Consider the following 25,282-nt stretch of genomic DNA (forward strand, 5'->3'; position numbering starts at 1 on the left):
TAGAAAGTCGGACGCCGGTTGATGATTTATGGATTTAAACGAAGCAAGAAGTTGCGCAGATCGTTATCCCAAACACATATTTTATAAATTAGGCTTCATAGGTGTTCTAACTATCAGTTAGGTTGAGTGGCATTCAACTTGATGGGATATAGAGATGCAAACAGATAAAGTGCTGAAAGCAATACAAACACCAAAGCCAAACACACCAGAAAAATTACTACAGCGCCTAGATGCCATTGGGGAATCTTTAAGATCTTCTGGTAAGGCGCACGCCTTGTTGGGGCTTGGCTCAGTTGGCATTGAAACAGAGCGACTGGATCAATACTCAGACGTCGATTTCTTTGCGATAGTGCAAGCAGGGCACAAGCAGTATTTCTTAGACAGTTTGCATTGGCTCTCAGATATTAACCCAATCGACTACGCAGTGAGAAATACCGTCGATGGATATAAAGTACTGTACGCTGACGGAATCTTTTGTGAGTTTGCAGTGTTTGAACCCCACGAGTTAGCGCATATCCCATTTGCTGAAGGGCGGATTGTTTGGCAACAACCTGAATTTGATACGCAGTGTTGTGTTCCACCAGCGAAGGATGCGGCAGAAAGCAATTCTCAAGAATGGATCCTCGGTGAGGCGCTAACCAATCTATATGTGGGTATGTCTCGTTATAACCGCGGTGAAAAGCTGGCTGGGAGTCGATTTGTTCAATCTTACGCGCTTGATCGTTTGATCGATCTTGTGGATCAAACTGAAAGCCCACAACCTGAATTTGTCGATGAATTTATGTCTGACAGAAGGCTAGAGGCGCGCTTCCCTAAGTTTGCCCAATTGCTGCCAACCTTTACCCAAGGTTACGAGCGCACCGCTGAATCGGCACTTGCCCAACTAGCGTTCCTCAAAACCCACTTTACAATCAACCAAGCCATGTGTGACCAAATCACAGCATTGTGCTTGGGTGAAGATTAGAACTATAACCTGTTAAACTTAAAACTATTTTCTTGGTGCGTGGTTCGTTTTTATTTGCCGGTAGTAATATCTACGATATGGCAAGGAAATAACGACTCTTTAACAATCAAAATTTTATATTCAATACCTGGCTTGGATGTAAATAAAGTCAATTAATTTGAATGCTGATTACGATTGATTTATAAAATTGATTTTGTAAATGAAAATGAGATTGTATGGCAAAGTATGATCTCAAACGCCAGCATTAAAATTATGGTGACTAAATGAAAATTAACGTTTTACTCCCTGCATTGTTTTCGGCTTTAGCCTTAATGTCGGGCTGTTCAGAGGTAGTCAGCGATGAGTACTCGACTTACGCGCAAGCCAAGCAAGAGCACTTATTCGATAGGGGATGGTTACCCGAGATTCTGCCTAAGTCTACCGTGAAGATTGAAGTGAATAATGATCTGGATGCGAATACTTCAGAAGGAAGCTTCATCATCAACGAGCCTGAGTTATCGGAGTTTATTGCGAAATTGAAGCCGATTAAATCAACCAATCAATTTGGTTTTGTAGATGGCGAGCATGTTTGGGTATTCAAGGTAGGTGATGATAGTTTAATTTCCTACACGCTCAGTAAGAACCAAGGCTAATTTAAGTAAATCCAACCTACATTTCTGTTAAGAGTTATGTAGGTTGCCGAATGACATTGTTCACCTATTTATGCCTAGTTTATGCCTAGTCTCCGACAATAAGCCCTTATCACTCTTAGTTACAGGAAGGTAATGATGGAAATCAGTCAGTTGGATCATTTGGTACTAACCGTTAAATATATAGAGATGACGGTAGATTTCTATGAGCGCGTATTAGGTATGAAGCCTATCCAATTCGGAGAAGGTCGCGTGGCGTTGTCATTTGGTAATCAAAAGATAAACCTTCATCAATTAGATAATGAGTTCGAACCAAAAGCAAAGCGCGTAGTGCAGACCTCTGCTTTATTACCAATACACCAATTGCTGAAGTTGTCGAACATATCAAAGCGCAAGGAGTCGTGATAGAAGAAGGGCCCGTACCACGAACAGGTGCAATGGGAAACGTTGTCTCTGTTTATATTCGAGATCCTGATGGCAACCTAATTGAGCTCTCCAATTATTAAGCTTAAGCACTAAATCCGTACGCATTTCTTTACTCTTCAAGAACACAACTTTTCACGTCTACTCCGCATATCACTGGATGTCGTCAGCCAAATAAAATACAATCGAACAATGTTTTATTAATTCGTGCTTTATCACTATGATGAGAAACTTACTCATATTCATCGTTAGTCTGTTTTTCTTAACAGCTTGTTCTTCAAAGAGTAATCATCACCTGGACGACGAGACATTGAGCAACGAAGACGCTATGTCGAAAAGCGTAGAGGGAGAGAGTCATCTTGAGACTTCAAAGGACACAAATACGAAGACCAGCGTTGAATCTTCCCATGAATCAATCGTTAATAATCAACCAATAACTGATCATGAATCAAACTCAAATCTTGATTCAAATAAAGACACGATAGATCACGCTAATGCAGAGCCAGAATCAGTCGAACCTTCTCAAGTAGCAGCGACAGAGACAAATGAAATCCAAGCAGAGACAGGCGGGGAAAAAGGCATCGGAAGCTATTTTATTCGTCATAACCAACCAACTAAGACCGTGATTAAATCACTAGAGGGCGTGACAGATGCATTGAACGTTATGACGTTTGGGATATTTGCCACCGGTAATGGTTAAACCGTTAACCAAGAAAGCCAACCTATTAGATAGAATCAAACGTGAAGGCGAGCCAAGTGGTTCGCCTTTTTTGATCTTCTAAATCTTGCCATCGTTATTCTTAAGAATCGTGTTCATTTATCTGAGCGTTTGAGTCAGGCGACGGTGAACGAAAATAGGAAATTATTAGTTCTGGAAGGGAGTCGCCGAATTTACCTTGTTTGACTTGTTATATGCATCAAGGGTTCTAATACTTATCCCAAAGCAAGTAATGAAATCTAATCTTACAAAGACAAGTCTTATATTCACTTGCGAGCATAGTAAGATGTTTGCTGTTAAGTTCGGTTTAGGTTTAGTTATCAATATTCTAGGGAAGAAAAATGAAGAATAAGAGTGTGTTTTTTAGTGTCGCGATGGTGATGTTGTCAGCTCATGCAATTGCATCAGATGCGAATCATGAGTCTGTATCAGATGGTGTTATTGCAGAACAAAGAGCGAAGCTTTCTGAAAATACCCAAGGACAAGGTTTTGGACCGCAAGCCCCGCGAGATTTGGGTTCATTGAAAGGAACAAATACCAGGTTGTTTTCAGATGCGCCTGATTCAACAGCGATGAACTTATGTAATATCCACTTCCATAAAAATGCTGAGCATAAAGGCGGCGAGTTTACTCAATACGCTGGCAACGGTGATGGTAAGGGATTTCAGAGTGGCTTTAAATACACGGGCAAGCTGAGTTCTGCTGAGCTGAAACCATTTGAGGGCAAGGTTTGTCCAAGCGATCATGGTTCTTTGCATTCGGGTGACACCATTGAAGTGCATTATGTGTACTCGACAGCACAAGTTGAACCGGGTGAAACGTTGGGCGCTTGCTTTAACGATGCGATTACCAATCCGCAACTGCGTGTAGAAACCCAAGTTTTAGTCTTAGTGAATGATGACAAAGCACTCGACTTTGAAGCACTCGCTAAACATTCAAAGGTGAACGGCCTACATCAAGCACCAAACATCCCACAAGATACGGGTTCAGCGATTCAATACGCAGGCTCTACAACAGGTCCTGGTTACAATGAGCAAGGTTCGCCTTTCCAAGTAACATGGAGCGTGAGACCTCAAGTAGCAAAAGTGAATATCGCAACGGTTGGCAACTGGTGTGAAGGAAACGATTTCAACGAAGATCACGCACATGGTGTGAGAAACATAGTTGTAAACCCAGAGTTGTTATCACCAATCGCGAACTAATCTTGTTAAGTTAAGTTAAGTTAAGTTGAGTTGTAATCAATATTTTGCAAAGGCGAGCCACTAGGTTCGCCTTTTTTATGTCTTAACGAAAAACACGTAGGTTTAACTTTAAGGTCATGCTTAGAGGGGAAATTACGTGTGACACTTATTCAAAACACGGGTTGTGTAAATCGTATTTAGTCAAAAACGTTCTTTACCAGAATCGAAGCTCCATGATACGTTCATGACCAATTATGTTGGGTTATAGAAAAGGACAGTCCAATGTCATTAGAAAGTGCGATTACATTCTTTATTGCCATGTTTATATTTGGTATTACTCCGGGGCCTGGCGTATTTGCCATTTTAGCTCGTGCTATGGTTCAAGGGTGGCGAAAGTGCGTCACTCTTTCGTTAGGAATGATATGCAGTGATCTTATTTATCTTACGCTTGCCTGTTTTGGTCTAGCGACGCTTGCTGAAAACTGGTCGTTTGCGTTTGAGGTGATTCGCTACGTTGGTGCAGCCTATTTGATTTACCTTGGCTACAAGATGTTTAAGAGCCTACCTGAAGTGCAAGGTTCAGCGGAGCTCGCGGCCAAACAGAGTCAGAAATCCGAACTTGCCAGTTTCGCGCAAGGCTTTTTGATATCAGCATCAAACCCTAAAGTGATTTTGTTTTATATTTCGTTCTTGCCGACTTTTATTGATCTGACGGTTTTACGTTCACAAGATATCGTCTTGGTTTCCGCTTTAGCATCTGTTGCTCTAATGTCAGGTTTGATGCTTATCGCCGTAGGTGCGGGCAGAATGGCAGGTTTGCTAAAAACGCCACGCGCACATAAAAGGTTAAATCAAAGTGCTGGTGGAATAATGATTGTTGCTGGCTCATATTTGGCGATAAATCGATAAATACGACTCTTTAAACAAGAAGGCGAACCAAATGGTTCGCCTTTTTCGTTATAGCTGCGCGTTTTGTTTGTAAATCTAAGCGTCTACGAAAATCACTTCACCAGTAAGAAAGCCATCGACCGAACGCTCGAACGCTTTGCCGACTAATTTGCTTGGTACGGGTTCAAAACCTGGCATCATTTCACCATACACATCCCACGCTTCAGCGAGCACGGTAGGGTTGATGACATTGATGCGGGTATTTCTTGGCATCTCATAAGCGACACACTTTACGAAGGTGTCAATCGCGCCGCTGGTGGTCGCATCTGCAATAGCGAAAGGGATTGGTTTAACATTCAAAATACCGCTAATCAATGTAAATGAACCACCATCAGCAATGTACTTTTGGCCGATGCGAACAAGGTTAATTTGTCCCATCATTTTGCTCGTTACGGTGGTCATCCACTGTTCTTCTGTCATATCTGCAAAGGTGTTGTATTCACAAAGGCCGACTGTGTTCACTACCGCATCAAAGTGTCCCACGTTCTTGTAAAGCGCTTCAATCGACTGTGGGTCGGTGATATCAACAATATGGTCGACATCGCCAGAGCGACCCGCTGTGATTATGTTGTGATTGCCTAAGCCCATTAATGCTGCTTGACCCATCTTGCCGCGTGCGCCAATTAGAATGATTGTTTTCATGTTGTTCTCCGATCTGTATGTGTTTCGTTTCGATGGAAGAACTTTAACTAAGTCGCTAAACAAGTAGAAACAAAGCTTAATTGTAAGTGTTACTGGTTTTGCTTGTGCAGTGTTACACTCATACAGAATCCAATTTCACGGCAGTAGGTGAGTGTGAGCAAATTAGATCGATTAGACATAAAACAACTTAGGGTTTTCCAAGCGCTAATACGTGAAGAGAACGCGTCTAAAGCTGCCAACCAATTAGGGATGACTCAGCAAGCCGTCAGTGAGCATTTAAAGAAACTCCGTGAAGTGTTCGACAATAGGTTGTTTGTGAGGAAGACCAATGGTTTTGTTCCAACTACATTTGCTCAAGAGTTGTCTGTTGGTGTAGATCGTCTGCTTATTGATTTCAATTTGCTGTTATCAAAGACGAACTTTGTACCAGAGAAAACCAAAGGGACGTTTGTGATTGCGGCGACAGATTATGCCCAGCAAATTATTTTACCGAGTTTGATAGCAAAGCTAAGGGAGCGAGCGCCGGAATTAAAGCTGATTGTGCGTGATTTCGAAATCGATAACCTGCACGAGTTAATGGAAAGCGGTAAGGTCAATTTAGCTATCGCATTCCCTGATTACATTCCAGATAGCTATAAGGTCATTAAGCTGTTTGAAGAGCACCATGTTTGCGTCACTTCACCTCATTCCTCTATCGCTCAAACCAATCCTTCGTTGGAAGAGGTCGCGAGTTATCCGACGATCATCGCTTCACCATCTCGCCCAAACTTTAAAGGGTCGATTGACGAATGGTTTGGCAAGTTTGGTTTAAAGCGCAATGTGGTGGTGTCAGCTCCGTGTTTCTCCATCGTGCCCATGTATCTAAATACCACTGACTCGATTGCGTTCTTACCATCCAGAGCGATAGAAGGGCTGAATCTAGTCACACTTCCAATGGAGCAATCACCAGAGAGTTTCGATGTGGTAGCTGCATGGCACCCAAGATACAACGATGATCCGTTGCAAAAGTGGGTCACCTCCTTATTAGAAGTTGAATAGTCAGGATCAAGACGTCGTTTAAGTAGGTTGTTCAATCATGCGTGGGCTCAAAGAAATGGGTTAAACTTAATCAGTGTCTAACTCAAGTTTTTCCTACAGTGTTACTGATAGAAAACCCATTCACGCCTTATTTGACAATGCTTCCAGTAAATATGAGAGATTTAAAGTTATAAAATTACTTAAATATACTGGGTTATAGAAAATCAGGTTGAGTTTTAAGTGTGCTGTTCAAGATGTATAGTTATTGATAGTTCATTCAGTAATTGTATCTGTAGTTGTCAGTTGATGTGGGTGTTATGAAGAAAAACGGATTTACTTTAATGGAATTAATCATTGTGATCGTGATACTTGGAGTATTGGCCGTTACAGCAGCCCCGAGGTTCCTCAATATTCAAGAGTCAGCGAGAGAAGCAGTACTTGAAGGTGTTGCGGGTGCGATGGAAGGCGTGATCACGCAGGTGACTTCTAAAGCTATTATCGCAGGGCTTGATCCTGACGCATCAAATCCAGGTGATCAGAGTAGCTATGTAATCGATTTTGGTATCGGTAGCGTTGAGGTTGATTGGGGAACGCTTTGCCCAGAGAGCCGGGGAGAGTCGGGCGACAAATTGACGATGATCGACTTTATGACTTTGTCAGATGATGACAGCTTAACTTCTGATTTTGGTAATCGACACACTGTGATCGGGTATGACTACGATTTTACCCAAGCTGAATTAGATAGCACGAACATAACGGATGCGGATCTAGAGACGCGCCAAGGTTGTTATGTTCTTTACGATTCTTTTGGTGGGCGAGTAACCGGAAATGAATGTCCTGCTGGTGGTTGTGAATGCACCGTTCGTGTAGTGAATGACGAATGTTAACCAAATACATTAACTGACTTATAGAAATTCAATAAAAAAGCGCGTTATTGCCGAGTAGCAATAACGCGCTTTTTTGTCTTAGCTTAATGATTTGTCTTAGCTTAATGATTTGTCTTAGTTTAATGTTCTGTCTTAGTTTACCAATGGAGCACTTGCTGGTGGCAAGTCACGTTTCTTAATCACGTGTCGTAAGCGAATTAACATCAGCGTCGCTGAAACGCTCAAGCCCGTCAGAATACCAATCCAAAAGCCTTCTTCACCCATTGCAGGCACAATGTGGTCTGTTAAACCCAACACCATACCTAATGGTAGTGCTAAGCCCCAGTATGAAGCGATAGCTAAGATCATCGGGATCTTGGTATCTTTATAACCACGCAGTGCACCGTTAGCAGACGTTTGCAATGCATCGCTGAACTGGTACATCGCAGTAAAGGTCAACAATACTGCTGCTGTTGCGCTAATTGCAGGGTCGGTGGTGTAAAGCCTAATGATCCACTCAGGGAACAGAAGGAACATCGCAACTGAAAGTAATGAAATCAACGCCGCAACCAAGATGCCGACTTTGCTGCGTTCAATTGCGCCTAGTTCGTCTTTCTCACCTAATGCGTGTCCAACACGAATCGTAATGCCAAATGAGATACTCATAGGAATCACGTAAGTCAGGCTCGAGATGTTAAGTGCAATTTGCGCGGCTGCCACGTTCTCTGCACCAATACGGCCAATCATCAACGCGATTACCGCAAAGATACTGCCACATACCGCGATGTTCATCCCGATAGGTAAACCTAATCTTAGAAGGTGAAGCATCTCTTTTGCTTTTGGTTTAGCGTCTGCAAAACTAATAATGGTTTTGTAGTGGTGATGACCTTTAATGTAGGAATAGAGCATTCCCGACATTAACCAATACACTAAGCTTGTTGCCCAGCCACAACCCACAGCGCCCATTTCAGGGAAACCAAACTTACCGTAAATAAGCACGTAGTTAACTGGAATATTCACCAACAGACCAACGACAGAAATGATCATCGGTACTTTGGTGTTGTTCATACCTTCACAGAAGCCGTTCAAGGTGTAGAACAGGGCAATACCCGGCACACCGAAGGCTAGGGCAAACGCATAGTCACTGCCGATAGGAATAATCTCAGCGGCTACACCAATCCATTCTAAGATCGGTTTTGCACTCACCAAATAAGCGATGAGCAATACGCTAGCAATCAATGCCAGCCAAACCATCTGGAAGAACTCGACAGAGATACTTTGAAAGTCGCGTGCGCCGCGGTGGTAAGCGACAACAGGTGTTAACGCCATAATCACGCCACGCAGTAGCAGTAACACTGGGATCCAAAGGCTGGTGCCAAGTGCAATCGCGGCGAGGTCGGCAGGGCTTACTTGGCCAGCCATTGTCGTATCGACAAATCCCATCGCTTGGGTAGCTATTTGAGTCAAAATGATTGGAATCGAAAGATGCATAAGCGCACCCGATTCACGAGTAAAAGGACGAAATTTCGTTAGCATGGAAGTTCACAACACCAATATAAATACACGAATGATGGCAGGATGGCCGGTGTGCATTTTAGGATGTGCCCCGTTGGGCGGGCGACAATATAAACACCTTACCGTATAGGGTCAAGCTTTGGATTTATAGAGTTTCACTTGCTCCGAGGTACGGATAGGTTCTGATGGTTACAACACGGGTTTAACGCGCGTAAGCTCATGATTTTGTAGGAATCATACTAGACGGATAAATTCTATATTTGCCACGCTAATCACTAATGTTTCGGTATAAGTAATTGTTATGAAAAGGCAAAGGCCAGTACAATTGGTGGCGTATGGAGCTTGATGGAAAAATTCTGTATTTAAATGAAGAATTTTTCGGTCTAAGAATTGCTATACCACAATCGAAAAATCTGACTAAAAAATTTTATCTAAAAGGGGTTCTATGCTTTCGGTGCTAGCTCGCATTGCAGCGATATCAGTAATTATATGTGGTGTGTTATATACGAGTAGTGTCGCCTATTATGGTGGTTACCTTCATGTGTTTTCCTTAGATACGGATATCTTGCATCGAAATGTCGACCAAGTTCTCTACCATGGTTTTATCTTTTTATATCCCAGAATGATGAACATAGCGGCAGCTCTGTTCATCATTGCATGCGTGGTGATGATGTGCCTTGCTTTTGGTACACATTATAAATACCGGAAGTTAAAGAATGTGAAACCAAATTTGTTAAAACTTGCTCTTTATGATTTCAATAACATAAAACCTTACCTTAAGTCTTGGCTATTTTTGTCCCTACTTCTAGTTATTGTCTCGGTAGTATATATATTCATATTGGCGAGTTTTGAACGACAAGGTATGAAACAAGGCAAGGAAGTCAAAGATGCTATCGCAGAGGGTAATATCTTCAATCTTCAGTGTATCGAGAGACTAAATGACAAGTCCAATAGCAAGTTAGTGATAAATTTGTACTGTGGCGCTAATTCTTGCGTTGGTGCTCCGTTAAATAGCAATAGCTTTGTCTATTACGAAACGAAGAACATAGCAATTAGTAACTTTGACGATGAATCTAAATGCGGCTACAAAGACAATTAGTGTTAAAGATTCACAATACGTTGAATTTAGTGATTAAGGTGGTATGCGTGAGCTTCAGTATTGCGTTGCTCACATTTTACAGGGCGTAAGAAAACAAGGTAAGTTATGGCGAGTAAAGAGCCTAAAAAACAACATTACGTGCCTCAGTTTCTTTTGAGAAACTTTGCTCTTGGCAAAAAGAAACGTATTCATGTTTTCGATATAAAGACTGGGAAACATTTTACATCTCATGCCAAAGACACTGGACATGAAAATAACTTCTATCATCACCCGGAAGATGGGAATCAAATGGAATTTGAGCTTGGAAAATTAGAAACCCAAGTCGCCCCTATCATTGACGGAATAATCTCCAATGGCTCGATTCGGCATTTGACTACTCGAGAGAATGAATTGATTGGGCTATTTACAATAGTGCAAATGATGCGAGTAAATTCTTTACGTGAAAGCTTAACTGAAATGACGGAAATGATTTTCGAAAAATTGAAAGGAGATTCTATTGCTTCCGGTTCTCAGGCAGAAGCGTTCCTTAATTCTCTCTCAGAGCAAGATTCTAAAACGCAATCAATAGACATGCTCAAAGAAACTCCCCAAGAGCTATTGCCACATATATTAGATAAATCGCTATCGTTGGTAAAAGCTCCAAAAGGTGAGTCATTTTACCTATCTGATAACCCAATAGTTAAATATAACAACCTGCCACGAGAGCATCGTGGCGATCTAGGCTTAGCGCTTAAAGGTATCGAAGTACATTTTCCAATCTCTCCAAGATACTGTTTAAGTTATTTATGTACTGAGTTAATTGGTGACATCAGAAATGCTTTAGAAAAGTATCAGTCAGGACTGATTACGGGGTTAATTCCGCGAGATGATCAAGCAGATACTATACAAATGTTGGAGAACATTGATAATAAGAAAACTCAGGTTCTTACAAGTCCGAATATGGATTACCATAATTCTTTGCAAGTACTACATTGTTCTAGGTTCGTATACTCAAGTACCGATAATTTTCAGTTACTAGAGGACATGATTAAAAATGATCCAAGTATTGCATATAAATCGAGAGTTATGGACGGAAGTAAAGTTTTCTAACCAACAACCATGGCGCTATCTATCTTGTTCATACCATCATTTCTTAGCTTTTAATCTGGCGCTGTATGAGCTTCCTACTGCCACAGAGCCAGCAGAAACACGAAAAGTCCAATCCCAAGCGTGACTTTTAGAAGTAAGCCAAGAGGGGCGCCACCTTTTGGCGCTTTATTACAACATCCCATCATCGTTTCCTAGTCATATTGAGCTTGTGAGTTAACCTTAAACCTTCCCCTTACAGTAAGGTCAATGGGTTTATAAAATTTAATCAACTTAACCTTTCTTATCGTGTTGGATTCGTTATGATAAATTCAAATTCTGCGATTAGAAGTGAGAGGGTAAGTTGCTGATAGAAAAGTGGTTAGAGATTGATGGTGACCAGCTTTATTGCTTGTCTACTGACATCAAAGAGTCTCAGGAAACATTGGTGTTAATTCATGGGTTAGGTGAGTCCCATTTATGCTTTGCTGACGCGTTAGATTGGCTGCCGAATTACAACTTAATCATGTTCGACCTGTGTGGTTATGGCTATTCTCCTGCTTCAAATATATCCCACTCAACAGAAAGCCAAGCAAAGCGAATGTTGAAAGCACTCGACCAATTGAGCATCCATGATTGTTTTCTGCTTGGGCACTCTTGGGGAGGTGATACATCGACGTTGGTTTGTGAATACGACACGAAAGGTATCGTGCGTGGTTTCATTAATGCTGAAGGCGGGTTGCACGAAGAAAGCATCATCCTATCCCAGATTATTGCAGACACATATTCTGAATTAAGTACTGACGAATTTACGAACTGGGTGAAAGGAGAAGGTTTCGCAAAACGTTTTGCCATGGCGTGGGGACGCGGAGCGGGTGTTAAGTATCTTTCGTCAGTTAGACGATGTGAGCCAGAGGTTCTTGGTCAAACCGCCAGTGAAATCTACGGGCAACATGCGACTCAAGATATCCATGGCGTGGTTGGCTGGGGGCAAATCTACGAAAACTTATCCATACCTAAAGTATATTTTTGGGGTACTGACAGCCTAAAGGGGTGTGAACGTGCGAAAGCGTTTATTAGTACGCTAGACAATGTTTCGTTTGAGGGGGCCAACCACTGGGTGCAAAACGACCCTGCCAAATTCTATGAAGAGGTAGATAAGTTTATTACTGGCGTTACAAATAGCACAAATGCTTAGATATTGAATAACGATAATAGAAAGCCAATATGTGGATTGCTGGTCAGCTTGAGCGATCTTTGCCTCTCCCCTTGAAATGATTGATTCTCCAAAAATAAAAAAGGCGAACCATTTGGTTCGCCTTTGTTATGTTTTGCTGCTGAGCACCGCTACGAATTAATCTTCGTAATTGTCGATGCTTGGGCAAGAACAGATTAGGTTACGGTCGCCGTATACGTTGTCTACACGGTTAACAGTAGGCCAGTACTTCGAGTTCTTGGTTGCTTTCGATGGGAAGCAAGCTAGTTCGCGAGAGTAAGGGCGATCCCATTCTGCGCCTGAAAGGTCAACTTGTGTGTGCGGTGCGTTCACTAGAGGATTGTTGTCTAGTGGCCATTCACCCGCTTTCACTGCTGCCATTTCGTGACGGATTGCGATCATCGCTTCACAGAAACGGTCTAGCTCTTCTAGGTCTTCTGATTCAGTTGGCTCTACCATTAGCGTGCCAGCAACTGGGAAAGACATAGTTGGCGCGTGGAAACCGAAGTCCATTAGACGCTTAGCAATATCTTCTTCGCTGATGCCTGTGTCTTCTTTAAGTGGACGAATATCGATAATACATTCGTGCGCTACGCGGCCGTTAGTGCCACGGTAAAGAACAGGGTAGTGAGGACGTAGTTTTTCCATCACGTAGTTCGCGTTCAGAATCGCTACTTTGGTTGCGTCTGTTAGGCCAGGTTCGCCCATCATTGCGATGTAAGCCCAAGAGATAGGTAGGATTGAAGCACTACCTAAATCTGCTGCTGATACCGCGTAGTCAGAACCTTGTACACCGTTTTCGATGTGGCCTGGTAGGAAAGGTGCTAGGTGCGATTTAACACCGATAGGACCCATACCCGGACCGCCACCACCGTGTGGGATACAGAAAGTTTTGTGTAGGTTCAAGTGAGATACGTCTGAACCGATGAAGCCAGGTGAAGTTAGACCTACTTGAGCGTTCATGTTCGCGCCGTCTAGGTAAACCTGACCGCCCGCTGCGTGTACTTGTTCACACACTTCTTTCACTTGCTCTTCGTATACGCCGTGCGTAGAAGGGTAAGTGATCATGATGCTTGATAGGTTTTCTTTGTGCTTCTCGATTTTCGCTGCTAGGTCTGTCATGTCGATGTTGCCATCTTCATCACACTTAACAACCACTACCTTCATAGAAACCATGGATGCTGTTGCAGGGTTAGTACCGTGCGCAGAGCTTGGAATCAAACAAACGTTACGGTGACCTTCACCGCGGCTTGCGTGGTAGCGTTGAATCGCGATTAGACCCGCGTACTCACCAGATGCACCAGAGTTAGGCTGTAGTGAGAAATCGTCGTAACCGGTGATTTCACATAGCTTCTCTTTAAGGTCTTTCGCTAGTGCCGTGTAACCAGCCGCTTGCTCTAGAGGTGCGAATGGGTGAATTGAACCAAACTCAGGCCATGTTACTGGAATCATCTCAGCCGCAGCGTTCAGCTTCATCGTACAGCTGCCCAGTGGGATCATGCCGTGCGTTAGCGAGAAGTCTTTGTTCTCAAGCTGTTTTAGGTAACGCATCATTTGCGTTTCGCTGTGGTGCGTGTTGAATACTGGGTGAGTTAGGAACTCTGATTCACGACGGCAGTTTTCTGGAATTGCTGCAAACTCATTTGATGCAATGTCAGAAGAGAGTGCTTGAACGTCTTCTTTCACGTCGAATATAGCGAACAATGCGTTCACGTCGTCGATCGTTGTTGTCTCATCTAAGCTGATACCGATCTTACCCTTAAGAAGGCGAAGGTTGATGTCTGCTGCTTGCGCTTTCGCGTACAGTGCATCTGTCTTCTCTTCAGAGTTGATTGTGATGGTATCAAAGAAGCTGTTGTTTGTTAGCTCGTAACCCGCTTTAGTCAGGCCAGCCGCTAGGATAGCGGTCATGTGGTGTGTACGACGAGCAATAGTACGTAGGCCTTCTGCACCGTGGTAAACCGCATAGAAAGACGCCATGTTTGCAAGAAGTGCTTGAGCTGTACAGATGTTCGATGTCGCTTTCTCGCGGCGGATGTGTTGCTCACGAGTTTGCATTGCCATACGTAGTGCTTGGTTACCGTGAGTATCGATAGAAACACCGATTACACGACCTGGCATTGTACGCTTATGCTTTTCACGAGTACCCATGAATGCAGCGTGTGGACCGCCGTAACCCATAGGAACGCCGAAACGTTGTGCTGAGCCGATTACTACGTCTGCGCCCATTTCCCCAGCTGGCTTAAGTAGAGCAGAAGCAAGTAGGTCAGTAGCAACCGTTACAAGCGTTTTGTTTGCTTGAGCTTTCGCAATGATGTCTGTTAGATCACGAACTTCGCCTGTCGTACCAGGGTATTGAACTAACGCACCAAATACGTCTTGCTCTGGAAGTGTTTCAAGAGCGCCAACCATTACTTCAAAACCGATGTACTCAGCACGAGTTTTAACAACTTCTAGTGTTTGAGGGTGAACATCGTCAGCAACGAAGAATACTTTGCTCTTGCTTTTACCAGCACGCTTACACAGTGTCATTGCTTCGCCAGCCGCTGTCGCTTCATCAAGAAGTGATGCGTTTGCGATTTCCATACCTGTTAGGTCCATTACCATTTGTTGGTAATTGAGTAGAGCTTCAAGACGACCTTGAGAAATCTCTGGTTGGTATGGTGTGTAAGCTGTGTACCAGCCTGGGTTCTCTAAAACGTTACGTAAAATAACGTTTGGAGTGAATGTGTTGTAGTAGCCTTGGCCAATGAAAGTACGTTTCACTTGGTTTAGGTTAGCGATCTCTTTAAGAGAGGTCAGCATGTCCATTTCGCTCAGTGGCGCAGCAAGTGTCATTGGTTTTTCAAGACGGATTTGTGCAGGAACCGTTTCGTCGATCAGTGCGTCTAGGCTAGTCGCGTTGATCGCTTCAAGCATTTTTTGCTGGTCTGCTTTATTTGGGCCATTATGACGAGCAACAAACTCGTTTTGCGTACCCAAGTCTTTTAGTAATTGGCTTTGAAGTAATTCAGTCATGATATGTTCTACTTTCTCTCTGGAGCCGTGAGCTAGCCCCTAAAATTAAGCTGCTCAAAAGAGCAGCTTTATCGTAATGAGGTTACCTATTAGTCTTCTTCGATAGAGCTTAGGTATTCTTCCGCATCTTTAAGGTTGTTTAGTTCAGACGCATCAGACATCTTCACTTTAACAATCCAGCCACCTTCATAAGATTCTTCGTTAATTAACTCTGGGCTATCTTCTAATTCTTCGTTGATTTCTACGATTTCGCCAGAGATTGGTGCGTAGATATCAGAAGCTGCTTTCACTGACTCAACGAGAGAGAAGCTTTCGCCAGCTTCTATTTCGTCTCCAGTGTCAGGCAGGTCAACAAACACAACGTCACCTAGCATCTCTTGAGCGTGCTCAGAAATACCGATAGTTACAGTACCGTCACCGTTGTCTTTTACCCACTCGTGGCTGTCTGCAAACTTTAGTGTATTGTCCATTGCTTATTCTCCAAAAATTTATGAGGTTTTAATTTAAATCTTAAAAACGGTTTAACGGTAAAGAGGGAAGCGCTTGCAAAGCTCTTTAACTTGCTTGCGTACACGTTGCTCAACTTCAGCATTGCCTTCAGGGCTTTCAACTAAGCCATCAAGTACATCACCGATCCATTCACCGATAAGTTTGAATTCTTCAGTGCCAAAACCACGACTGGTTCCAGCTGGCGTACCTAAACGAATGCCAGAAGTAATCATAGGCTTCTCTGTATCGAATGGTATGCCATTTTTGTTACATGTGATCCCTGCACGCTCTAATGCTTCTTCAGTTACGTTACCTTTCAAGCCCTTAGGACGAAGGTCAACCAGCATTAGGTGCGTGTCTGTTCCGCCAGTCACAATGTCACAACCGCGAGTTTGCAACACTTCAGCAAGAACTTTTGCGTTGTCGATCACTGAATCAATATAAGTATTAAATTCTGGGCCAAGTGCTTCGCCAAACGCCACTGCTTTAGCTGCGATAACGTGCATTAGTGGGCCACCTTGAAGGCCAGGGAACACTGCAGAGTTGATCTTTTTGTTGATGTCTTCGTGGTTCGTAAGAATCATACCGCCGCGTGGGCCACGAAGTGTTTTGTGCGTTGTTGTAGTAACAACGTGTGCGTGTGGTAGTGGGCTAGGGTGAGCACCTGTCGCGATAAGGCCCGCGATGTGTGCCATATCGACCATTAGGATAGCGCCAACTTCGTCAGCGATTTCACGGAACTTAGCGAAATCAATAACGCGTGGGATAGCACTACCACCAGCAATAATCATTTTCGGTTGGCTTTCGATAGCTAAAGCGCGAACTGCTTCGTAATCGATTTCAAGAGTTTCGCGGTCTACACCATATTGTACTGCGTTGAACCACTTGCCCGACATTGCAGGACGTGCGCCGTGTGTAAGGTGGCCACCAGCATCTAGAGACATACCTAAGATAGTGTCGCCAGGTTGAAGTAGTGCAAGTTTAACTGCACCGTTTGCTTGAGCGCCAGAGTGAGGCTGTACGTTTACGTATTCACATTTGAACAGCTGTTTAGCGCGTTCGATCGCGATAGCTTCTACCGTATCTACGTGCTCACAACCACCGTAGTAACGACGGCCAGGGTAGCCTTCCGCGTATTTGTTGGTTAGGCAAGTGCCTTGAGCTTGCATTACTGCCTTAGAAACGATGTTCTCAGAAGCAATAAGTTCGATTTGTTCGTTTTGACGAGTGTTCTCTGCTTGGATTCCAGCAAATACAGCGTCGTCAGTACCAGATAGGTTTGTAGAGAAAAAACTGTCTAAGCTATGGTTTTGGTAAGCGTTCATTGTCGAGACCTTTCATTAAGCTAATGGTGATTGTTTTTATAGTCCATTAGGTCTTACGTTGATTTCTGCATCGGTATCGTTTGCGCTATATAGGTACAGATAAACGATAATTGCGTTATAAATATACTCTTACAGCGTCTAAGCGATCGTTGTAGGGTCAATGCAGCACGAATTGTTTCCCAAAAAGTTCGGGTAAAAAACAGCTCTTACAAATGTTAAATCTATCATTTGCTGCAAGCTGAAGTAGCATCTCTTCATCTAACAAGTCGATAACATAGCTCCGATAAAATCAATTTTCAACAAAAATTTCCAATAGGAAACAACTTTTCTTGTTTTGCTACGGGGAGCACGCTTTATTTCTCTGTGTGCTCTTTAATCAACAAAGCGCTTCATGCAACAATGAAATTAATAGACAGGAAGCAAGAAATTAATGAGGGACCTATGTCAGAAGACATTTATGATGAGTACCCATCTTTAACGTTGGCGAAGGAAACGTTAGATCAAAATATTGAACCACTTAGGCTTGGCCAGCGCATTAAAGATATCCGCGGCAAGCTTGGGATTACGCTAGAAGAAGCAAGCCAACGAACAGGCTTGGCGCGTTCTACGCTCAGCAAAATTGAGAACGAACAAATCTCGCCAACTTTTCAGGCTATGCAAAAACTGGCGATGGGTTTACAAATTGATATGCCTCAACTCTTTGAACCACCAAGGAAAAAAGTTGCAACAGGACGACGTGACTTAACCAAGGCTGGCCAAGGTAAACCACACCCAACACCGACTTATGAACATGAACTGCTTGCCACAGAGCTGTCTAATAAGAAGATGATGCCGTTCAAGAGCCGCGTGCGAGCGCGTACTTTTGAAGAGTACAATGATTGGGTTCGCCACGACGGGGAAGAGTTCTTAATGATCATCTCTGGCGATGTGATGTTCTACTCAGAATTCTACGAACCCGTACCGATGAGTGAAGGCGATAGCATGTATTACGATGCCAATATGGGTCATATGCTTATCTCGACCAGCGCAGAAGATGCACTTATTTTGTGGGTGACTGCAAAATAAGTTAACAAACTTAGAATTTCTTATAGTGAATGCAAACGTTTGCTTTTGTTTCTAACGTTAGCTAACAGACGCGATGTTGATGTGAAAATCATCAATATCGCGTTTTTGTATACATCTATAAATTGTTTTTAAATTGTTAAATGTCACATTTTGAGCTGTTTTAATCTTGTTAAGGGTGTAAAACTGACTCAGGCTTGTTTATTATAGTGAACACGGTTTACTCATGTTGATTGAAGTTTACTGAAGTGAATTCTTAGAAAGTGAGTCGTATAGGATTTGTACAGCTATTCATATTTATAAAGCTAACAAGATAAGCCTATATAAAAGACATCACTTTTTACTATCTACTGTTTCTAACGTTAATCCATATCGTTAGAGGCGACTCTAAATAGAGATATAAGCGGCAGACTCGATTTTGGACAGCCTGCAACGCTTCATGGAGAAGAAAATGACTCAAGAACACGCTAATCAAGACCTACTAACAACACCACTGCATGCACTTCACGTTGAAGAGGGTGCAAAAATGGTTCCTTTCGCTGGCTACGATATGCCAGTTCAGTATCCACTAGGTGTAAAGAAAGAGCACTTACACACTCGTGATGCTGCCGGTCTTTTTGATGTTTCTCACATGGGGCAACTTCGTCTTCATGGCGCGAACGCAGCTGCTGTCTTAGAATCTTTGGTTCCTGTAGATATTATTGACCTTCCTTCTGGTAAACAGCGCTACGCGTTCTTTACTAACGAGCAGGGCGGCATTATGGATGACCTGATGGTTGCTAACCTAGGCGATCACCTGTTTGTTGTTGTAAATGCAGCATGTAAGACACAAGATATCGACCATCTAACTGCGCACCTTCCAGCTGACGTAGAAATGGAAGTGATTGATGATCGCGCTCTATTAGCCCTCCAAGGTCCTAAAGCATCGGAAGTTCTAGCTCGTTTCCAACCTAGCGTTGCTGACATGCTGTTCATGGATGTTCAAAAAGTGGATATCGACGGCGTTGAATGTATTGTGAGCCGCAGTGGTTACACGGGCGAAGATGGCTACGAGATTTCTGTTCCTAACGATCACGCTGAAGCACTAGCACGCAAGCTAACATCAGAAGCGGAAGTAGAGTGGATCGGCCTTGGTGCTCGTGATTCACTGCGTCTTGAGTGTGGTCTATGTCTGTACGGTCATGACCTAGACACAACGACAACGCCAGTAGAAGCTAGCCTTTTATGGGGCATTCAAAAAGTGCGTCGTACAGACGGTGAACGTGCAGGCGGTTTCCCTGGCGCTGATATCATCCTTGAGCAAATCGCAACGAAAGATGTTCAACGCAAGCGTGTTGGTCTTGTTGGTCAAACTAAAGCACCAGTGCGTGAAGGCGCTGAGCTGTTTGACGCTGAAGACAACAAAATTGGTGTTGTAACAAGTGGTACTGCGGGCCCTAACGCTGGCAAGCCAGTTTCTATGGCGTACGTTCGCACTGACCTAGCAGCTATTGGTACTGAAGTATTCGCTGAAGTTCGTGGTAAGAAACTACCGATGACAGTAGAAAAAATGCCGTTTGTACCTCAGCGTTACTATCGTGGCTAATCTCTTCTAAGAGAATTCGTCCACATTAACAAAAAGCCTATTGTGTTTTCTCTGGATAGAGAAATAAGACAATGGGCTTTTTTGTTATTTGGGGCGTACTTAATTCACTCAACTTGGTTTGAAAATCAGCTTAAATAGTGAGATATGTGACCATTTCGTTATAAATACTTACTATACTGGTAGTTATGGCATGTTATGGTGTTGAATTATCATTTTTGTGTATAAGTAGTAGGGGTTACAAGGAGTTAACTATGAATGTGAACCACACAATGAGCCCGGTTCGTAAAGTCGTTTTAGGACTTTTAGCGCCATTGATTTACACATCAAGTGTTATGGCAACGGAAAACACGGTCGAAAGCACTCCTAGTTTGGGTGTAACACCGTATATTGTGAATGGTAGCGACGCTTCTGTTGCTGAGTTTCCTTCAATGGCCAGTTTGTTCATCGACCGTATTGATTATGATGGTGTTTACTCTACAAGCCCTTACTGTGGTGCGACAATTTTAGATCCAACGCATATCTTAACCGCCGCGCACTGTATTTACGGTAATGAAGAAGGTCAGTTGTTTACGGTTGTCGTCCCACAATTAGAAGACAGTTCTCAATTTCCTAACGGTAATATTCAAAAGTCTCGTGTATATGAGGTTTACTATCGCAGCGATTATTCGAATAGCTTGAGTGACTTATTACGCAACGACGTTGCTATTCTAAAGCTTGAAAGCGCACTGAATGTCGACTCAATTAATGATGTAGTTAAGCGTCCGTCAAACGCTGATTATCGAATTGGTGTTAATAACTTCGTTGCTGTTGGCCATGGCGATACACGTTCAGGTTTTGACGGTACGACTTTATTACAAAAAGCATCTCTTAATTACGTAAATAACGCGACTTGCACGACTGCCTTTATCGATGGTTCGGCATTAACTGATAATCAAATCTGTTTTAATGGTGACTACAGCGTATTCACTGGTCTTTATAATGGTACTTGTCAAGGTGACTCTGGCGGCCCTGTGTATTGGAGAGATGGTGCAGATTATAGACAAGTTGGTATCACCAGTTTTGGGCCTGATACATGTGGTGGTCGCCCTACGGTGACGTCTGTATTTACTGAAATCTACGACTATGAAGCTTGGATTGATAGTGTCATTGCTGGAAATGAAACCGCTAACTTTGTATCAACAGACGCTAAACGAACGGCTTATGTGAATGCGCGAACTTCATCTGGCTCAGGCGGTAGTGTTTCGTTTGGCTTACTAGGCGCGTTGATGCTACTAGGTGGGTTTAGAAGAACGATCTCTCGCTAGATACTTTCACGCCTTCATGTTAGTTAAACAAACGGCCAGTCATTCAATAATGACTGGCCGTTTTTTGTTTTGTTTTGTTTGTTTAAGCCGTTGAGAGCTTGGCGATACTCGTTGATATTAATAGATTAGAAGCACAATTCAGTAGTCGCCTTTCTACTGTATCTTTCGATAATCTCATCCATCTCTTTGACTGCGTCGTTGATACTTTGAATCCCGCCTTGTGCGACGCCTTTTTCATTTTTGTTCAGAGCTAAAAAGGCCTGCTTTAGTTCCTTCTCTTCTAACATACTTCCGTGCAGCAACACTTCTTTGTAAGTGAGTAGCCTATGTTGCACTGCAATAATTTCGGATCGGGCATTGTGAGTTTCTAATGCGTGCTTAATGCAAGGAAATGCTAATTCATAGCGATTCGCAATTTCCAATATAACGTCTTTCTTATTTGCAATTTGCAATTTTTCTAATTTCCCAACACTTGAATACTCAAGTTACCTAGCCTGTACGTTCACTACTGATATCAGTGTGAAGGTTTATGAAACATAACGCTTTTTATCAAGCGAATAATATGCCTTTAATGGCTTATGTAAACCTTCATAAGTCAATATGGTCTGCTTCTTGCTGAATTTAGGACATAACTGTCTTTTGAGGATGAACTTATGTCACAAGAACCCATAATAATGGCGCTGATTGAGCGTAGGAAGCAAGCCAACTTGTCTCAAGAAAAGTTAGCCTCGAGTGCCGGAATGAGTTTAAAAACCTATCAACGGATTGAACGCGGTGAGGCGGACATAAAGATGTCACAGTACCGCTCAATCACCAGAACCTTGAAAGTGACGGATTTGGATGTGGTACTTGATATTGTTGGCGCATCACAAGCGACAGCGGAAGATGTAGCAGCGGTTAGTCGTCTGCTAACCAGCGAAGAGCGTATGCTCTTGATCAAATTGATTTTATCGGTCAAAAAGAAGCAGTAGTCGTTCTTTCAAATAAACAGCGCAATGGATCTATTCCTTCGTTAAATTGCCAGTTATTTTTAGGGCGATGTGTTCATTGAGGGCATGAGCCATCAGTTCACTCTGCCACGTAGCTGTTTGGTGGTGCTTCTTTGTTTCTTGCTTTCTAGACGTCTTTTCTGAGAGCCGCGTGTTGGCTTGGTCGCTCGTCTTACTTTTTGAACCTTTGTCGCTTCCAAGATCAATTCTTTCAAACGCACCAAAGCATCATCTCGATTTTGTTCTTGCGTTCTATATTGTTGCGCCTTAATGATAATCACGCCATCTTTAGTGATGCGGCTGTCTTTGTGTGCGAGAAGTTTTTCTTTATAGAAATCAGGTAGGGTGGAGTGCTTGATATCAAAACGTAAATGTATCGCACTCGATACTTTATTGACGTTTTGACCGCCGGCTCCTTGTGCTCTGATCGCGGTTAACTGGAGTTCCCAGTCTTGAATCGAAACAGAGTTAGATATTTGTAACATAAACATCCATTTTGAACGGTAATATGGGGTCATGATACTGAATATTGGTTATGGTATCAGTAACTTTATTAAAGAGTGGTAGTAGTGATGAAATTAGATTTAACGGTATATGAAGGGTTAATCTTTGATATGGACGGTACGTTGATCGATACAATGCCTGCACATGTAAAGGCTTGGCAGCAAACGGCTGAAGAGTTCGGCTTTCATTTTGAAGCGTCTTGGCTGCATAGTTTAGGTGGAATGCCGAGTTATAAGATAGCGGGTGAGGTGAACAGTAAATACGGTTTATCGCTCGACCCACAAGCGGTTTCTACGTTTAAGATGGCCTCGTTTGCGGCTATTGAAGACAAAGGAGACGTTATCGCGTGTACCCACTCTCTGTTGTTAGAGCATCTGGGTAATAAGAAGATTGCAGTTGGGACGGGCAGTCAACGTAAAAGTGCCGAACAGTTATTGGATAAGACAGACATTTTGAGTAAGCTCGATATCCTAGTGACAGCAACAGACGTTAAGAATCACAAACCAAATCCGGATACTTTCTTAGATGCGTGTTTTGGTATGGGATTGCAGCCAAAGCAATGTGTTGTGTTTGAAGATACAAACCTAGGAAAGCAGGCTGCTCATGCTGCGAACATGGATTGTATTCTGGTAGTAGAAGGAAACAAGTTAGAATTCTACCCGGTACCTAGCTGATTGAAAAGAATTGGTGTGTCAAGCCAAACTGTAGCCTAACGGAACAATACTGATTTTCTGTTAGGCGATTTCGCTCATTTCGCTGTCTAGGAACAGGCACACACTGTTTCTACCTGCTGCTTTAGCTTCATAAAGTGCTAAATCGGCGCACTTGTAGTTGAGAGCAGGATCGTTGGTCAGGTTGGTGATTCCGCCGCTGACCGTCACCACGTTGTCGAGTTCAATACTGACTGCGATTCTCAATCTGTTAAGCACATATTCGGCTTCTTCAGTTGTGGTATGAGGCAATATCACCCCAAACTCTTCACCACCAATACGAGCCACAAAATCAGTTTCACGGCACTCACGTTGTAATACTCGAGCAACGGTTTGAATGACGCGATCACCATAATCGTGACCAAACCTGTCGTTGATGCGTTTGAAGTGGTCTATATCCAAGATCGCTAAGCAAGACTGTTCCCGAGTAGGGTAACGATTCACACGTGAGCACTCATCTCGTAGCTCAAGATCGAACTTACGACGGTTCCAACAGCCAGCTAAGGCATCTTTTTCGCTCAGGTTTCTCAGTTTGTTTTCTAGCTCTTTGTGTTTACTGATATCCACAAATGAAGCGACATAAAATTGAATCACATCATTTGAATCTTTGATGGTTTGGATACGTAGTATTTCCGTGATCAAAGATCCGTCTTTACGGCGATTGACCACTTCGCCTTCCCAAACCCCAGTTTTAGTGATTATGCTCCACATTTTGATGTAGAACTCTTGATTGTAGCGACCAGAGGCAAACATGGAAGGTTGGCGGCCTTTTACGTCTTCTAAGTTGTATCCACTAACACGGGTGAACTCTTGGTTTACCTTGATGATACGGTTATTTCTATCTGTAATCACCAAGGCGGACATACCATTCATTGCCGCTTTCGCCAGTTGACTATCGATACTGTTCTTCTTGTGGTTACTGTTCCACAATACGAAGCCGGCGGAGATCATCGAAATTAAGAAAGATAAGGTGATGACCTGAACGACAATCGCTTGTTTTTCTTGTCGGTATTGACTACTGAACTGCTGATTCTCGATATGAAGAACCATGTAAATAGGGCCTTCAAACTGCTTTATCTTTGGGCTGATGTCAGAATGGAAATACCAATTCTTACCATCAAAATAGCTAGACGAAGAGTTGTCTTGAATGTCTTTCCAAAGCGATGGATATAGCTTTGCGTATGTCTTGTCTGAACGTGACTCAATCACATGCCCAAATGATTCAGCTGGGTCAGGGCCCATGATCACATGCCCGGTTTTGTTAAGAATGACTGGGACTGCTGCTGAGGCTCCAATTTGGTAATGAAGGCGTTTATAGATCTCAAGCATGTTTAGATTGGCAATGAAGTAACCAATAATTCGATTACCTTTAGCGACAGGTGTCATAATGCGAAGTGCTGGCGTCAACGGGTGGACTATTTCTCCATTTTCCACTTCAAGGTCAATACCTCTAGAACTGACATCGCCAATCTCTAATTTTTGTAGTACCTCATAGTAATCTCGAGAAGATTTATTCTGCAGTTCGTTCTCATGGACGACAGTCGCGCGACCGTCTTTGTAGTTAACGCGGAACACTTCGTTACCGGCGAGATCGAGATAACGAAGCTGGGAATAGTATTTTTGGCCACGAGCTAGCATCACCCAAAGATCTTGTAGCGTTTCTTTGTGAACAATAGAAGGCTCTTGAATCGCTCGGAGGAGTGTTTGAGAGTCGGCGATTGAAGGAACAGAGTTAGAGATTTGCTCAACAATAACGGCGAGTTCGTGAAAGCTGTATTCGATCTGGTTCTGGCTGGACTGTTTGATATTTAGCGTGTGCTGAGCTTCAACCCTGTCAAATTCAGAGTTTATGTAGAGGGCAGGGACTAGTCCTAAGGCAAAGATGGTACATAGAAATTGACTGACTAGTTTTTTTATACTTGTATTCATCACTGCCCTCAAAGAATCAGCGCAATACTATATATTTTATAAGGTTTTTAATGTGATCTTTACCCAGAAGTTAAGACAAGATTC

The 25,282-nt window shown here is 43.0% G+C and carries 23 protein-coding genes and 1 pseudogene; 16 read left to right on the plus strand and 8 right to left on the minus strand.

Annotated elements, in window-relative coordinates:
* Positions 1-154: 154 nt before the first annotated feature.
* From OQJ75_RS01985 to OQJ75_RS02010, 6 genes and pseudogenes are all read left to right on the plus strand, one after another.
* Positions 155-964: a hypothetical protein gene (locus tag OQJ75_RS01985; protein ID WP_265970769.1), complete on the plus strand. Its 810-nt coding sequence runs from the start codon at positions 155-157 to the stop codon at positions 962-964.
* A 263-nt stretch (positions 965-1,227) separates the two neighbouring features.
* Complete coding sequence (locus OQJ75_RS01990) at positions 1,228-1,596, plus strand: hypothetical protein (RefSeq protein ID WP_248376240.1); 369 nt, start codon at positions 1,228-1,230, stop codon at positions 1,594-1,596.
* Positions 1,597-1,731: 135 nt separating this feature from the next.
* Positions 1,732-2,099: pseudogene (locus tag OQJ75_RS01995) on the plus strand (VOC family protein).
* A gap of 137 nt (positions 2,100-2,236) precedes the next feature.
* Complete coding sequence (locus OQJ75_RS02000) at positions 2,237-2,716, plus strand: hypothetical protein (protein WP_265970768.1); 480 nt, start codon at positions 2,237-2,239, stop codon at positions 2,714-2,716.
* Positions 2,717-3,075: 359 nt separating this feature from the next.
* A complete protein-coding gene (locus tag OQJ75_RS02005) occupies positions 3,076-3,936 on the plus strand; it encodes a delta-class carbonic anhydrase (RefSeq protein ID WP_248399829.1) in 861 nt (286 codons plus the stop codon).
* A gap of 261 nt (positions 3,937-4,197) precedes the next feature.
* Complete coding sequence (locus tag OQJ75_RS02010) at positions 4,198-4,824, plus strand: LysE family translocator (RefSeq protein WP_248376242.1); 627 nt, start codon at positions 4,198-4,200, stop codon at positions 4,822-4,824.
* Between the two features lie 75 nt (positions 4,825-4,899).
* Here the strand turns inward: OQJ75_RS02010 and OQJ75_RS02015 are convergent, their stop codons facing one another.
* Complete coding sequence (locus tag OQJ75_RS02015; protein WP_265970767.1) at positions 4,900-5,505, minus strand: short chain dehydrogenase; 606 nt, start codon at positions 5,503-5,505, stop codon at positions 4,900-4,902.
* A gap of 153 nt (positions 5,506-5,658) precedes the next feature.
* On the opposite strand from OQJ75_RS02015, the gene OQJ75_RS02020 reads away from it, so the two are divergent.
* Positions 5,659-6,543 carry a LysR family transcriptional regulator gene (locus OQJ75_RS02020; RefSeq protein WP_265970766.1) on the plus strand — a complete coding sequence of 295 codons (885 nt, stop codon included), beginning with the start codon at positions 5,659-5,661 and terminating at the stop codon, positions 6,541-6,543.
* Positions 6,544-6,863: 320 nt separating this feature from the next.
* Complete coding sequence (locus OQJ75_RS02025) at positions 6,864-7,409, plus strand: type II secretion system protein (RefSeq protein ID WP_265970765.1); 546 nt, start codon at positions 6,864-6,866, stop codon at positions 7,407-7,409.
* Positions 7,410-7,541: 132 nt separating this feature from the next.
* Here OQJ75_RS02025 and OQJ75_RS02030 read toward each other — a convergent pair whose 3' ends face one another.
* Complete coding sequence (locus tag OQJ75_RS02030) at positions 7,542-8,924, minus strand: MATE family efflux transporter (protein WP_265970764.1); 1,383 nt, start codon at positions 8,922-8,924, stop codon at positions 7,542-7,544.
* A gap of 424 nt (positions 8,925-9,348) precedes the next feature.
* On the opposite strand from OQJ75_RS02030, the gene OQJ75_RS02035 reads away from it, so the two are divergent.
* The 3 genes from OQJ75_RS02035 to OQJ75_RS02045 all read left to right on the plus strand — a co-directional run bounded on the left by OQJ75_RS02035 (position 9,349) and on the right by OQJ75_RS02045 (position 12,265).
* Entirely contained in the window at positions 9,349-10,002 is a 654-nt protein-coding gene (locus OQJ75_RS02035; RefSeq protein WP_265970763.1) for a hypothetical protein, read from the plus strand.
* 105 nt (positions 10,003-10,107) lie between these two features.
* The gene (locus OQJ75_RS02040) at positions 10,108-11,091 is read left to right on the plus strand and encodes a DUF4238 domain-containing protein (protein ID WP_265970762.1); all 984 of its coding nucleotides are present in this window, start codon (positions 10,108-10,110) and stop codon (positions 11,089-11,091) included.
* A 340-nt stretch (positions 11,092-11,431) separates the two neighbouring features.
* The gene (locus tag OQJ75_RS02045; protein WP_265970761.1) at positions 11,432-12,265 is read left to right on the plus strand and encodes an alpha/beta fold hydrolase; all 834 of its coding nucleotides are present in this window, start codon (positions 11,432-11,434) and stop codon (positions 12,263-12,265) included.
* Positions 12,266-12,421: 156 nt separating this feature from the next.
* Here the strand turns inward: OQJ75_RS02045 and gcvP are convergent, their stop codons facing one another.
* The 3 genes from gcvP to OQJ75_RS02060 form a co-directional block, all read right to left on the minus strand.
* Positions 12,422-15,301 (minus strand): aminomethyl-transferring glycine dehydrogenase, encoded by a 2,880-nt coding sequence (gene gcvP, locus OQJ75_RS02050; protein WP_265970760.1) that lies wholly within the window; start codon positions 15,299-15,301, stop codon positions 12,422-12,424.
* Between the two features lie 89 nt (positions 15,302-15,390).
* Positions 15,391-15,771, minus strand: coding sequence for a glycine cleavage system protein GcvH (gene gcvH / locus OQJ75_RS02055; protein WP_004730871.1), 381 nt, complete (start codon positions 15,769-15,771; stop codon positions 15,391-15,393).
* A gap of 51 nt (positions 15,772-15,822) precedes the next feature.
* Positions 15,823-17,115 (minus strand): serine hydroxymethyltransferase, encoded by a 1,293-nt coding sequence (locus tag OQJ75_RS02060; protein WP_019822188.1) that lies wholly within the window; start codon positions 17,113-17,115, stop codon positions 15,823-15,825.
* 441 nt (positions 17,116-17,556) lie between these two features.
* Here OQJ75_RS02060 and OQJ75_RS02065 point away from each other — a divergent pair, with 441 nt between their 5' ends.
* The 3 genes from OQJ75_RS02065 (at position 17,557) to OQJ75_RS02075 (ending at position 21,066) form a co-directional block, all read left to right on the plus strand.
* Positions 17,557-18,180 (plus strand): helix-turn-helix domain-containing protein, encoded by a 624-nt coding sequence (locus OQJ75_RS02065; protein ID WP_017105927.1) that lies wholly within the window; start codon positions 17,557-17,559, stop codon positions 18,178-18,180.
* A 448-nt stretch (positions 18,181-18,628) separates the two neighbouring features.
* The gene (gene gcvT / locus OQJ75_RS02070) at positions 18,629-19,762 is read left to right on the plus strand and encodes a glycine cleavage system aminomethyltransferase GcvT (protein WP_139685130.1); all 1,134 of its coding nucleotides are present in this window, start codon (positions 18,629-18,631) and stop codon (positions 19,760-19,762) included.
* 251 nt (positions 19,763-20,013) lie between these two features.
* Positions 20,014-21,066, plus strand: a complete 1,053-nt coding sequence (locus tag OQJ75_RS02075; protein ID WP_260811671.1) for a S1 family peptidase — start codon at positions 20,014-20,016, stop codon at positions 21,064-21,066.
* Positions 21,067-21,191: 125 nt separating this feature from the next.
* On the opposite strand, the gene OQJ75_RS02080 is transcribed toward OQJ75_RS02075, so the two are convergent.
* The gene (locus OQJ75_RS02080) at positions 21,192-21,518 is read right to left on the minus strand and encodes a hypothetical protein (RefSeq protein WP_265970758.1); all 327 of its coding nucleotides are present in this window, start codon (positions 21,516-21,518) and stop codon (positions 21,192-21,194) included.
* 201 nt (positions 21,519-21,719) lie between these two features.
* Here OQJ75_RS02080 and OQJ75_RS02085 point away from each other — a divergent pair, with 201 nt between their 5' ends.
* Positions 21,720-22,037: a helix-turn-helix transcriptional regulator gene (locus OQJ75_RS02085; RefSeq protein ID WP_248393292.1), complete on the plus strand. Its 318-nt coding sequence runs from the start codon at positions 21,720-21,722 to the stop codon at positions 22,035-22,037.
* Positions 22,038-22,129: 92 nt separating this feature from the next.
* Here the strand turns inward: OQJ75_RS02085 and arfB are convergent, their stop codons facing one another.
* On the minus strand, positions 22,130-22,540 hold the full coding sequence (gene arfB, locus OQJ75_RS02090; RefSeq protein WP_017630397.1) for an alternative ribosome rescue aminoacyl-tRNA hydrolase ArfB: 411 nt from the start codon (positions 22,538-22,540) through the stop codon (positions 22,130-22,132).
* Positions 22,541-22,627: 87 nt separating this feature from the next.
* Here arfB and OQJ75_RS02095 point away from each other — a divergent pair, with 87 nt between their 5' ends.
* Complete coding sequence (locus tag OQJ75_RS02095; RefSeq protein WP_265970757.1) at positions 22,628-23,233, plus strand: beta-phosphoglucomutase family hydrolase; 606 nt, start codon at positions 22,628-22,630, stop codon at positions 23,231-23,233.
* A gap of 60 nt (positions 23,234-23,293) precedes the next feature.
* Here OQJ75_RS02095 and OQJ75_RS02100 read toward each other — a convergent pair whose 3' ends face one another.
* Positions 23,294-25,198, minus strand: a complete 1,905-nt coding sequence (locus OQJ75_RS02100; RefSeq protein WP_265970756.1) for a diguanylate cyclase — start codon at positions 25,196-25,198, stop codon at positions 23,294-23,296.
* Positions 25,199-25,282: the final 84 nt, after the last annotated feature.

It is taken from the genome of Vibrio sp. 14G-20 (genome assembly GCF_026241515.1).
In the GTDB taxonomy this organism is placed as follows: domain Bacteria; phylum Pseudomonadota; class Gammaproteobacteria; order Enterobacterales; family Vibrionaceae; genus Vibrio.

What these genes read in the sequence shown, in the direction of transcription:
- OQJ75_RS01985 (WP_265970769.1), top strand. Translation starts at nt 155, where the DNA reads ATGCAAACAGATAAAGTGCTGAAAGCAATACAAACACCAAAGCCAAAC.
- OQJ75_RS01990 (WP_248376240.1), top strand. Translation starts at nt 1,228, where the DNA reads ATGAAAATTAACGTTTTACTCCCTGCATTGTTTTCGGCTTTAGCCTTA.
- OQJ75_RS02000 (WP_265970768.1), top strand. Translation starts at nt 2,237, where the DNA reads ATGATGAGAAACTTACTCATATTCATCGTTAGTCTGTTTTTCTTAACA.
- OQJ75_RS02005 (WP_248399829.1), top strand. Translation starts at nt 3,076, where the DNA reads ATGAAGAATAAGAGTGTGTTTTTTAGTGTCGCGATGGTGATGTTGTCA.
- OQJ75_RS02010 (WP_248376242.1), top strand. Translation starts at nt 4,198, where the DNA reads ATGTCATTAGAAAGTGCGATTACATTCTTTATTGCCATGTTTATATTT.
- OQJ75_RS02015 (WP_265970767.1), bottom strand. Translation starts at nt 5,505, where the DNA reads ATGAAAACAATCATTCTAATTGGCGCACGCGGCAAGATGGGTCAAGCA.
- OQJ75_RS02025 (WP_265970765.1), top strand. Translation starts at nt 6,864, where the DNA reads ATGGAATTAATCATTGTGATCGTGATACTTGGAGTATTGGCCGTTACA.
- OQJ75_RS02030 (WP_265970764.1), bottom strand. Translation starts at nt 8,924, where the DNA reads ATGCTAACGAAATTTCGTCCTTTTACTCGTGAATCGGGTGCGCTTATG.
- OQJ75_RS02035 (WP_265970763.1), top strand. Translation starts at nt 9,349, where the DNA reads ATGCTTTCGGTGCTAGCTCGCATTGCAGCGATATCAGTAATTATATGT.
- OQJ75_RS02040 (WP_265970762.1), top strand. Translation starts at nt 10,108, where the DNA reads ATGGCGAGTAAAGAGCCTAAAAAACAACATTACGTGCCTCAGTTTCTT.
- gcvP (WP_265970760.1), bottom strand. Translation starts at nt 15,301, where the DNA reads ATGACTGAATTACTTCAAAGCCAATTACTAAAAGACTTGGGTACGCAA.
- gcvH (WP_004730871.1), bottom strand. Translation starts at nt 15,771, where the DNA reads ATGGACAATACACTAAAGTTTGCAGACAGCCACGAGTGGGTAAAAGAC.
- OQJ75_RS02060 (WP_019822188.1), bottom strand. Translation starts at nt 17,115, where the DNA reads ATGAACGCTTACCAAAACCATAGCTTAGACAGTTTTTTCTCTACAAAC.
- OQJ75_RS02065 (WP_017105927.1), top strand. Translation starts at nt 17,557, where the DNA reads ATGTCAGAAGACATTTATGATGAGTACCCATCTTTAACGTTGGCGAAG.
- gcvT (WP_139685130.1), top strand. Translation starts at nt 18,629, where the DNA reads ATGACTCAAGAACACGCTAATCAAGACCTACTAACAACACCACTGCAT.
- OQJ75_RS02075 (WP_260811671.1), top strand. Translation starts at nt 20,014, where the DNA reads ATGAATGTGAACCACACAATGAGCCCGGTTCGTAAAGTCGTTTTAGGA.
- OQJ75_RS02085 (WP_248393292.1), top strand. Translation starts at nt 21,720, where the DNA reads ATGTCACAAGAACCCATAATAATGGCGCTGATTGAGCGTAGGAAGCAA.
- arfB (WP_017630397.1), bottom strand. Translation starts at nt 22,540, where the DNA reads ATGTTACAAATATCTAACTCTGTTTCGATTCAAGACTGGGAACTCCAG.
- OQJ75_RS02095 (WP_265970757.1), top strand. Translation starts at nt 22,628, where the DNA reads ATGAAATTAGATTTAACGGTATATGAAGGGTTAATCTTTGATATGGAC.
- OQJ75_RS02100 (WP_265970756.1), bottom strand. Translation starts at nt 25,198, where the DNA reads ATGAATACAAGTATAAAAAAACTAGTCAGTCAATTTCTATGTACCATC.